Raw genomic sequence first — 10,752 nt, 5'->3', positions numbered from 1 at the left:
AGAGATACTGATTTTGATTCTCAAGAAGAACTAAAAGAAGAATTATTGCAATATTTATACTATTATAATCATGAAAGACCACATCAGGGAATTGATGGAAAAAAACCAATTGAAATGATAAATCCGTTACCGAAATAAGTGACTTTTACAATTTCGACGAAGGAGAAATCTTCGCGAGTAACTCCGCAATGAGAATCTAATCTTTGTCGAGCTTCTTGCGAACATTTCTCCTTCTTCGAAATGACAAATAGTACGCATAAAAAATCCCCGAATACAATTTGTAAACGAGGATTTTTTTAAGTTTTCAGTCACAGTATTCAGTCTCAGTTGGCACTGAAAACTGCGACTGTGATTGAATACTATTTCAAAACACCTTCAACAGCCTGAATAGTAGTAGCATGATAACCCGATTTAGCTTTATTAAAAACCTGTTTTGCCCAAACTTTTCCTTCAGGAGTTTTAACCATTTCTTTATAAAGCATCATTACAGAACCTGTTCTGCTGATTCCAATCAAAAATTGTTCAATTGCAGGATAAGCAGGTTTGTATTGATGACGTAATGCCTGAACAAACCATTGACGTTTGATAATGAAATTCCCGCCTTTTGTAAAGTTGAATTCCTTGTCAATCGCTTCCATTTCTTTTGCAGTAATATCAGCAGGAAGATGATCAATAAAATGTTGTTTTTCGGCTGTAGTGGTGATTTTTTTGCTTAAACCTGTAACGCCAGTTTCTTTCCGACTTTTTTGGATTTTATCAATAGCATCAAAATCAGCTGAACTTACCGGAAGAATGTTTGATGGAATTCCTGGTTTGTAAATCCAGTTGTCCAATTGGATTTTATCAGCTAAAGCTTTGTCGCCTTTGATAAGATTTTCATTTAAATACTTTACAAAATCTTCTGTAGTAATAGATTGAAAAGCATGAGAATCAAAATAATTTTTAATAAACGGATCGAATTTTTCACGTCCAACAGCGTTTTCAATAACTCTTAAAAAAGCATATCCTTTGACATAAGGAATTTGACTGATTCCGTCATCTGGATTTCTTCCTGTCAAACTAACTTTTAATCTTGTGTCTGGATTTGTATCGCCATATTCTGCAATGTTATCGGTTAATTCTTTGTTTGTGATAACATTTTGCATTTCAAATTCTTTCTTACCGAAAATAGCTTCTCCAATTCTGTGTTCTACATAAGTGGTGAAGCCTTCGTTTAACCAAATATCATCCCAAGTAGCATTTGTAACTAGGTTTCCGCTCCAGCTGTGTCCTAATTCGTGTGCTAACAAGCTTGTAAGCGAACGATCTCCAGCAATAACACCTGGGGTTAAGAAAGTTAGATTTGGATTTTCCATTCCGCCATAAGGAAAACTTGGAGGTAAAACCAAAACATCGTAGCGTCCCCATCTGTAAGGGCCGTATAGTTTTTCAGCAGCATTTACCATTTTTCCAAGTTCAGCAAATTCATAAGCCGATTTTTTAAGCATTGATGGTTCTGCGTAAACTCCTGTTCTATTATCGATCGCTTGAAATTCGATATCTCCAACAGCAATTGCCATTAAATAAGACGGAATTGCTTTGTCTTGTTTGAAAGTGTAAACTCCAGTATCGTTTTTCTTCTGCGGATTTACAGCGCTCATCACAGCCAATAAATCTTTAGGAACCGTAACTTTTGCATTATAAGTAAAACGAATTCCCGGAGAATCCTGACATGGAATCCAAGTTCTTGACCAAACGCTTTCTCCTTGAGAGAATAAAAAAGGTTTCTTTTTATCTGCGGTTTGTTCTGGTTTTAGCCATTGTAATGCAATAGCATCTTTAGTTGTATTGTAATAAATATTTACTTTGGTTGTATTCGGTTCAATAGTAATATGAAGCGGTTTTCCGTGAAATTCAGTGTCTTTTCCAAGTTCAAATTTGGTTTCTTTTTCGTCGTCTCCAAGAGTAACTTTTGTGATGTTTAATGTGTTTTCGTCGAAAATAATTTCGTTTCCTTTGCTGATATTGTCAATTGTCCAAGATGCTTTTCCTGAAATAGTTTGTGTGTCAAAATCAACTTTAATATCAAGGTCAAGATGTTTTACAACAGCAAGTTCTGGCTTTGAATAACTGTGTTCATCGACAACGGCTGTAGTCTTTTGTGTTTGTTCTTTTTTCTGGCAGGCAATTGCTGTCAGAAATAAAGCTACAAGAATTAGTTTCTTCATATTGTGAGGTTTTGAATTTGAGGACGAAAATTAAACAAAAAATCCCGCTTTGAATAAACAAAACGGGATTTAATTATAAAATTAACAACTAATTACGCCAACATTGTAACTGGGCTTTCGATGTATTGTTTTAATGTTTGTAAGAACTGAGCGCCAGTTGCACCGTCAATTGTTCTGTGGTCACAAGCTAATGATAGCATCATTGTGTTCCCTACTACGATTTGACCGTTTTTAACTACTGGTTTCTCAACAATTGCACCTACAGAAAGGATTGCAGAGTTTGGCTGGTTGATAATTGAATTGAATTCAGTAATACCAAACATACCAAGATTAGATACTGTAAAAGTACTTCCTTCCATTTCTTGAGGTCCAAGTTTTTTGTTTTTAGCTCTTCCAGCAAGATCTCTCACTGAACCGCCAATTTGAGATAAACTCATTGCATCAGTAAATTTCAATACAGGAACTACTAATCCGTCTTCAACTGCTACAGCAACACCAATGTTTACGTGGTGATTGATGATGATGGCATCTTCTTTCCAAGTAGAGTTGATTTTTGGATGTTTTTTCAATGCTAAAGCACAAGCTTTGATTACCATGTCGTTGAAAGATACTTTTGTATCCGGAACGCTATTGATGGCAGCTCTTGCCTGCATTGCCTCGTCCATGCTTACTTCGATCACTAAGTTGTAGTGAGGAGCAGTGAATAAAGATTCAGAAAGACGTTTTGCAATGATTTTACGCATTTGAGAGTTTTTGATCTCTTCTGTGTAAACTTCACCAGCAGGAACGAATACTTTTGGTGCAGCAGGAGCAGAACCTTCTTGTTTTGCAGCAGGTGCAGCAGCAGCAGGTTGTGCTTGTGCAGATGGAGTAAAGTTCTCGATATCGCTTTTTACGATACGTCCGTTTTCTCCAGAACCTTTCACTTGGTTTAATGAGATTCCTTTATCAGAAGCGATTTTCTTAGCTAAAGGTGAAGCTAAAATTCTTCCATCTGAAGTATTGTTTACAGCTTCTGGTGCTTTTTCAGCAGCAGGAGCAGCTTTTGTTTCTTCTGCAGCAGGAGCACTCGCAGGTGCAGCGCCTCCGGCAGTATAATTTTCAGCAATTCCAGAAATATCAGTTCCAGCAGGTCCAATAATCGCTAATAAGCTGTCAACAGGAGCAGTGTTTCCTTCTTGAATTCCGATGTATAATAATGTTCCAGCATTGAAAGACTCAAACTCCATAGTAGCTTTGTCAGTTTCAATTTCTGCTAAAATATCACCTTCCGCTACAGTATCACCAACTTTTTTCAACCAAGTTGCTACTGTACCTTCAGTCATTGTATCACTCAAACGAGGCATTGTTACTACAATAACACCTTTTGGTAATTCAGTTGCTGCTTTTGCAGGAGCAGCAGTTTCTGTTTTTGCTTCAGCAGCAGGTGCATCCGCTTTTGGTTCCGAAGCTTCGGAACTGGCAGCAGGAGTATCACCACCAGCTAAAAGAGCAGAAATATCTTCTCCTTCGTTACCAATGATAGCTAATAATGAATCAACTGGAGCAGTTTCTCCAGCTTGAATTCCGATATGTAAAAGAGTTCCTTCGTTAAAAGATTCGAACTCCATTGTTGCTTTGTCTGTTTCAATTTCAGCTAAGATATCTCCTTCACTGATTTTGTCGCCTACTTTTTTAAGCCAAGTCGCTACCGTTCCTTCCGTCATAGTATCGCTCAAACGAGGCATTGTTACTTTAATCGCCATGATGTTATAGTTTATGAGGTGTAAATGGATAGTCTTCTTGTGCGTATACTACATCGTATAATTGTTGCAAGTCTGGATATGGAGATTCTTCAGCGAATTTCGCACACTCTTCAACTAAGTCTTTAACTCTTTGGTCAATTACTTCGATTTCTTCTTCAGTAGCATATTTTTGATCCAAGATTACATCGAGAACTTGCGTAATTGGATCGATTTTTTTGTACTCTTCAACCTCTTCTTTAGAACGGTATAATTGTGCATCAGACATAGAGTGTCCTCTGTAACGGTACGTTTTCATTTCAAGGAAAGTTGGTCCATCTCCACGACGTGCTCTTTCGATAGCTTCGTGCATAGCTTCAGCAACTTTAACTGGATTCATTCCGTCAACTGGTCCACAAGGCATTTCGTATCCTAAACCTAATTTCCAAATGTCAGTGTGGTTTGCAGTTCTTTCTACAGAAGTTCCCATTGCATAACCGTTGTTTTCAACGATAAATACAACTGGAAGTTTCCATAACATAGCCATGTTAAAAGCTTCGTGTAAAGAACCTTGTCTAGCGGCACCATCACCAAAGTAAGTCATAGTAACACCGCCAGTGTTGAAATATTTGTCTGCGAAAGCAATACCAGCTCCCACAGGAATTTGAGCACCTACAATTCCGTGTCCTCCGTAAAAACCATGCTCTTTAGAGAAAATGTGCATAGAACCTCCCATACCTTTAGAAGTTCCGGTTGCTTTTCCTAAAAGCTCTGCCATTACGTTTCTTGGATCAACGCCCATACCAATTGGCTGAACGTGGTTTCTGTAAGCAGTAATCATTTTGTCTTTAGTCAGGTCCATAGCGTGAAGTGCTCCCGCTAATACAGCTTCCTGACCATTATATAGGTGTAAAAAACCTCTAACTTTTTGTTGAATGTATAATGCTGCAAGTTTGTCTTCAAACTTTCTCCAAAGTAGCATGTCTTCGTACCACTTTAAATACACCTCTTTTGTAACTTCTTTCATCTGAATTCTTTCTTTTGCTAAAGTTTGTTTGTGTTATCAATTGTTGCCTATAACGCAAAATAGTTTCCTCCCACAAATTTGCGCCCGAAAGGTCGGGATGCAAAAATAAGACATTACATTTAAGAACTAAAATTTAAACGCTACTTTTTGGCTTTTTTTTACAAGAACTTTTTATCAAACATAAAAGGAAGCAAATTTTTAAGGGATGCTGACTTGTAAACTTCACCAATTTCGCCCATAAAATAGATTTCTATAGGGGTGTCCTGCTTGATTTCGTATTCTGCAATTGATTGTCGGCAAGAGCCACATGGCGGAATAGGAGCAGTGGTTTGATTGGTGTCTGAAGCTGCTGAAATGGCTATTTTTAAAATTTTGGCTTCGGGATAGGTACTTCCTGCGTAGAAAATTGCAGTTCTTTCGGCACATAGTCCTGATGGATAGGCAGCATTTTCTTGATTGGAACCTAGAATTGTTTTCCCGTTATCGAGAAGCAACGCTGCTCCAACTCTAAATTGAGAATAGGGGGCATAAGCTTTTTTACGAATTTCGATTGCCTGATTCATTAAATCCTGTACCTCCTGAGAAAGTTCATTAATGCTGTCGTAAATTGTAAATGATGATGTAATGCTTATTTCTTTCATTGTATTTTGAGGAAAAAAAATCCAAATTCCTAAAAATAGAAATTTGGATTGTTGTTGTTTTTTATTTAGATCGTTTAATATTCTTCATATTTGTCTCCAAAGTTAAACGTTAAAGAAAAACGAAGTGTGTTTTCTAACGGATTTTTTACTTTTGAAGTTGAGAACAAGTATGATACGTCAACTTTTACGATGTTGTATTTGAAACCAGCGCCTAAAGAGAAGAATTGTCTTGCTCCTTTTTCAGGGCTTTCGTGGAAATATCCTGCACGAAACGCAAAGGAATCTTGGTACATGTATTCTCCAGCTATACTATAGGTAACTTCTTTTATTTCTTCACTAAACCCACCTGGTGCATCTCCAAAAGATTTAAACATTCCTTGAAACCATCCTATGTCATTATATTTATTGTAGGCAATTGTGTTTTGTTCCTGTGCGCTTTCTCCTGGGTCAGTAAAATCGCCATCTCCGTTTAAGTCTACTGCTGCTTGTTGTCCCGGAGGAGTTGGTACAAGTAATTTTGTGAGTTCAACACTAACTGCAAATTTGTTGTAATCGTCAAGAATAAAATCAAATCCTCCTCCTAAACGCATGTTAGCAGGCAAAAAGTTTGAGCTTAAATCGTCATTGTCATAGCTTATTTTTGGCCCCATGTTTTGGAAGTTGAAACCTGCTCTCCATCGACCATTGAAATCACGATATGCTATTTCTTCAGATTGATAAAATCCTGCAACATCAACAGCGAATGATGTTCCCGCAGTTGCATCTACATCTTCTGAAGCTACTTTTAGGTTAGAGCGAATATATCTTGCGCCAACGGCCATAGAAAATGTTTCGCTCAGTTTTTGCGAATAAGATCCGTCTAAGGCGAATTCGTTTGGGGATACAATATTTGGGACTTCATTCGGGTCGCCGGTTCTTCTTAATTCGATGTCTCCAAAACCAAAATAGCGAAAACTTCCTGCAAAGGCACTTCGATCGCTGATTTTGTTGTAATAAGTTAATTGGCCAAGGGAAATATCATTTGCTAAATCTGTTAAATATGGAGTATAACTGATAGAAAGCCCTTGTGCATCTTTAGAAAATGCATATTTAGCAGGGTTCCATTGCTGAGAAAAAACATCTGAAGATGTAGCTACACCTTGATCTGCTAAACCTGCAGCTCTTGCGTCAGCGGCAACTAATAAGAAGGGAACTCCGGTGGTAATAGGTCTATCTTGTGCTTTTGCGTAGGATATGATTAAAAGGTAAATTAATAAAAGTGATATTTTTTTCATTTATGGGACTAATGTTTTTTGGTGGTGCAAATATATATAATATTATAAGATGACAAGCTTTTCGTACTTTTCTGCTTTTTTATTCGTCAAATTTGATTTTACTGTCAATTTATAGATGTAAACTCCTTTACCAATTCGATCTCCATAATCATCTTTTCCATCCCAGGTGATTTCTCTTGAAAGAAATCCTTCTGTCGTAATAATTTGGTTTGTTGTCCAGACTACTTTCCCTGTAATAGTCATGACCTGTACCTGAACTTCCAGCGGTTCGTAAGGTCTGTTGTGCGAAAACCAAAACTGAGTGTAGGTTGAAAAGGGATTTGGATAGTTAAGAACGTGGGTTAAAGATAATGACTCATCTCCAACAACAATAAATTGTATTTCACTTGTCACAGGATTGTTGTAAACATCCCAAGCGGTGAAACTTATAGTATGCAGTCCAGCTTTTAAATTTCGAAGCGGAAAGCGTAAATTTCCATTAGTATAATCGTCTAATTTTGTTTGATAATAATCGTTCAAAATATAGGGATTGCTGACGTCTCCATCCAGTATTGCTACAATGTCATGCCCAATTCCGCTCGCCGTATTAATTCCGTTTTCGTCCTCCAGAAAAGCTAATAGAAATGGCGAATCATTTGTGATGCCGCCAGAAACAAATGTTTCGTCATTCATATATAACTTCACTTTTGGGCTAATATTGTCCTGAGGAGCATTTTCATTTATGCCTCCTATTTTAATAGTGGTGTTGTATCCTGTCTGGTTTTCTAAAGCTTGGTTTTTCTTCGAATAAAAGCTGATTCGGCCATAATCGACTGGTATGCGAATGTCTCTGGGGACAACAAAACTAAATTCGAATTGTCCGTTAGTAACAGATGCATTTCCTCTAAAAATAGTTTCGCCGAGTGTTTTGAAAGACATTGCAGGGCTAAAACCATCATTGTTTAAAGTCGATGTTGTAATCAATTTGTCAAAAATCGCAGTTGCTAGTTCTCCGTTGTAATTACTGAGAAGAGTGTTGTTTTCATCTGTGATTTCGCCAGAAATTTTGATTTTAGAAAGCGATTTTAAGTCGGGAATTGCCTGAGAAATTGCAATGTCATTTACCTTTGTTAAATTGATTCTAGGTTTCGAGATAGCAAGCATTAGCGCAGGATCTCCAATGTAAAAAATAACATTGCTGGAAGAGCTCGGATTTTCATTTTTTGAAATTCGAAGCGCTTCTGCAATCGTAGTGTATTGATTTGATCCGTACGAAAGTAAATTTTTGCTTAAGTTGTCATTGAAATTCTCGGCGTTAAATTGACCAATAGCACGAATTGTGGTCAGCATCGAGATTGCGCCTCCTTTTGGGTTCCAGAAAGTATATTCTCCGGCAGTTGGTCGAGTAGGATCATCAAATCTGGAGAATTCGCAGGTAATTGTGATAAATAAAGGATATTTGTACTGATTGTTTAGGTTTTGCCCATCTGATTTTTCCCAAATTCTTTCGCTGGCTAAGCCGTCTTCGCCACCGTGTCCTAAATAATTAAAAACCAAGGCGCCTTTTTCAAAAGCATCAAACAAATCAGTTCTGGCTTTTGGGTACCTCGATCCTCCAGCAGAAGCTTCTTGAGTGTACGAGTCCAAAATTATTTTGTCGACATTCAAAAAAGGTTTTTGAGTGCCAATTAAATCTGCAAGATTATTTTGGCGCGATTGAAGCGTGGCATCAGAACTTTGGTCTGAATCATCGCTTATAAGGACAAAATTATTTCGCCAATTTCCGTATGATTTTGTGTCGTGATATTCTAAAACCTTATTCACCATTTCGCTGGCTTGGGCATTATCAGAGACCAGCATTCTGCCAGTAGCGATGTCTATTCCGCCAAAAAAATTGGTGATATTTCCTTCGTCGGCATCCATCAGTCCGAAAAAGTCGTCAGACGCAAAAGAGGCTTCTCCTGTAGTATTGCTGATTAAGGAGTGATATATAGGAACAATATTGGTATTGTTTGTAATTCGGTCTTTGTAATCATATGAAGCGTCTCCAAATAAATTTACATATTTGATTTTTTTGTCTGATGAAGAAGCATTTTCATAAATATATCTGATGCAGTTTCTAATTGCAGCAATATCTTGTTTTCCAGAAGAGAATTCTTGATAGATGTTTTCCAAAGCAATAACTTTTACATTCAAATTAGAATAATTGCGGTGAAAAGTGGCTAGTTTTTCAGCTTGTGAAACCAAAGATTTTGGCGAAATAATAGCATAGTCGATATCTTGGAAGCTGTTCTGAGCATTTTTGAATAGAGTTCCTTTCAAGTTTTGATTGGCAACTTTAGATTGGCTTTCTTTTAAAGGTGTTAAATAATCTGAAGCATCGATGGCAATATATTTTCTGATTTCGCCTAATGACGCCTTGAAGCTAAAAGTAGTCTGATTTGAATTTTCAATTTTAGATACATTATAAGGATCTGTAATGTCCCAAACTTGTGATATTCCTGCGGCGTTTTGGATGGTGTAATTTGCAATTCCAACTGTTGATCCTGCCAAATCATATTGGAATTTGAATTGTTTTCCAGTTCCAAGCAGTTTTCTTTTTGCAACTATATTAATGTAATCGAGATATCCTTTTGATCCCGGTACACCATTATTATTATAAGTAAGTTTGATTTTGGTGTTTTCGGCACCTGTAAATGTAGCATTTACAGGTAATTTTCCTGTGTAAAACTTAATATCTGAACTTGAGACTAATGCGTTAAAATTGATGTTTCCGATATTCTGCCCATTTGCGCTCACAGCAAAAGAAGTAGTGGTGAAGGCTGCGGATGCTGCAACAACTTCGATTTTTACAGGTACAGAAGCGTCTATATTAGGAATCGTAAAAGTGAATTCCTGTTCTTGATTGATGTCGAACGATTCTCCAAACCATTGACGACCCAAATGAGCAATATTGGTCTGATCAATTTCATGGTATTGATAGTCATCAAACGTATTTAGTTCTAAAGTAGTATTGCCTGTTGGTTGGTTAAGGGGAGAGATTCTTTTTCCATCTCCGCCTGTGGTTGTGATGTAATAATATGATTTTGAGTCGAATAAATTAAGATTTGTCTGACTTTCTGAATTCCATATATCAACACCCTCGGCATAAAAAAGGATGTAGTCTTCATTGTTGAAAATTCCGTCAGCTTCTCCAATAATTTGAATAGCATTTTCAGTTAAATCATTTGGATAATAAGTGCTGTTGGCTAAAGGAAGCATTCTTCCTCCGTTTCCGTATATTTTTATTCTTCTTGGGTCTATTTTGCTTGGGTCAAAGCCTAAACTTTGCAAAAAAGATTTGGATATTTTATAAACCCCTGATTTTTCGATGTAAAAACGATACCAATCTCCTGATGCTAAAACAGAATTAGAGATTGCGGCGGATTTCTGGAATAATGAAGCATCACTGCTTTTTGATGTTGCGCTATTGGGAGAATAAGAAAAAGATCTTATTCGCTTAAAACTGTTTCCGTCCTTAACTATTGGTGACAGTAAAAGAAAAAGTTGTTTTTTGTCTCTTGAAGAGGTAATTTTTAACGTTTCATTTGGTTTTTCGGGGATGTTTTCAGGGTTTAAATCGCCAATATCAGTAATGGAAATTGTCTCGTAATTAATGTTGGAAATCTGCACTGAAGAGTTTGCTGTAAAGCTCGTTTCGCTGAGATTTAGCAATAGTGTTATGCTTTTTTTAGTAGTATCGTATCGAAAACTGCTTCCAGAAAAATAAGGAATGATGGTTTTGAAATCGCCAAAACTCATTTCTTTTTTGCCTTGCCAATCTATTGTGAAGCTTCCATTTGTCTGAGAAAAAGCAAAAATCGGAACTAAAAAAAAATATAAGATTAAGACTTGTTTCATAGG

The 10,752-nt window shown here is 36.9% G+C and carries 7 protein-coding genes; 1 reads left to right on the top strand and 6 read right to left on the bottom strand.

The window, feature by feature from the left end:
* Positions 1–138, top strand: a 138-nt coding sequence (locus H600_RS23290; RefSeq protein WP_157509898.1) for an integrase core domain-containing protein, incomplete at its 5' end; no start/stop codon positions are given.
* Positions 139–359: 221 nt separating this feature from the next.
* Here the strand turns inward: H600_RS23290 and H600_RS0110115 are convergent.
* The 6 genes from H600_RS0110115 to porU form a co-directional block, all read right to left on the bottom strand.
* Entirely contained in the window at positions 360–2,207 is a 1,848-nt protein-coding gene (locus H600_RS0110115) for a hydrolase/aminopeptidase (protein ID WP_026728683.1), read from the bottom strand.
* Between the two features lie 92 nt (positions 2,208–2,299).
* Positions 2,300–3,952, bottom strand: coding sequence for a pyruvate dehydrogenase complex dihydrolipoamide acetyltransferase (locus H600_RS0110110; protein ID WP_026728682.1), 1,653 nt, complete (start codon positions 3,950–3,952; stop codon positions 2,300–2,302).
* 4 nt (positions 3,953–3,956) lie between these two features.
* Positions 3,957–4,955, bottom strand: coding sequence for a pyruvate dehydrogenase (acetyl-transferring) E1 component subunit alpha (pdhA, locus tag H600_RS0110105; RefSeq protein WP_026728681.1), 999 nt, complete (start codon positions 4,953–4,955; stop codon positions 3,957–3,959).
* 158 nt (positions 4,956–5,113) lie between these two features.
* Positions 5,114–5,596 carry a cytidine deaminase gene (gene cdd, locus H600_RS0110100; protein WP_026728680.1) on the bottom strand — a complete coding sequence of 161 codons (483 nt, stop codon included), beginning with the start codon at positions 5,594–5,596 and terminating at the stop codon, positions 5,114–5,116.
* A gap of 74 nt (positions 5,597–5,670) precedes the next feature.
* Positions 5,671–6,870, bottom strand: coding sequence for a type IX secretion system outer membrane channel protein PorV (gene porV, locus H600_RS0110095; RefSeq protein ID WP_026728679.1), 1,200 nt, complete (start codon positions 6,868–6,870; stop codon positions 5,671–5,673).
* A 42-nt stretch (positions 6,871–6,912) separates the two neighbouring features.
* Positions 6,913–10,749 carry a type IX secretion system sortase PorU gene (gene porU, locus H600_RS0110090; RefSeq protein ID WP_026728678.1) on the bottom strand — a complete coding sequence of 1,279 codons (3,837 nt, stop codon included), beginning with the start codon at positions 10,747–10,749 and terminating at the stop codon, positions 6,913–6,915.
* Positions 10,750–10,752: the final 3 nt, after the last annotated feature.

The organism is Flavobacterium denitrificans DSM 15936 (assembly GCF_000425445.1).
GTDB classification, from domain to species: Bacteria; Bacteroidota; Bacteroidia; order Flavobacteriales; family Flavobacteriaceae; genus Flavobacterium; species Flavobacterium denitrificans.
This window is presented reverse-complemented; position numbering and strand designations above follow the sequence as displayed.

Bases quoted from the DNA above. Each gene is read 5' to 3' on its own strand.
- pdhA (WP_026728681.1), bottom strand. From the start codon at position 4,955: ATGAAAGAAGTTACAAAAGAGGTGTATTTAAAGTGGTACGAAGACATG.
- H600_RS0110115 (WP_026728683.1), bottom strand. From the start codon at position 2,207: ATGAAGAAACTAATTCTTGTAGCTTTATTTCTGACAGCAATTGCCTGC.
- porU (WP_026728678.1), bottom strand. From the start codon at position 10,749: ATGAAACAAGTCTTAATCTTATATTTTTTTTTAGTTCCGATTTTTGCT.
- porV (WP_026728679.1), bottom strand. From the start codon at position 6,870: ATGAAAAAAATATCACTTTTATTAATTTACCTTTTAATCATATCCTAC.
- cdd (WP_026728680.1), bottom strand. From the start codon at position 5,596: ATGAAAGAAATAAGCATTACATCATCATTTACAATTTACGACAGCATT.
- H600_RS0110110 (WP_026728682.1), bottom strand. From the start codon at position 3,952: ATGGCGATTAAAGTAACAATGCCTCGTTTGAGCGATACTATGACGGAA.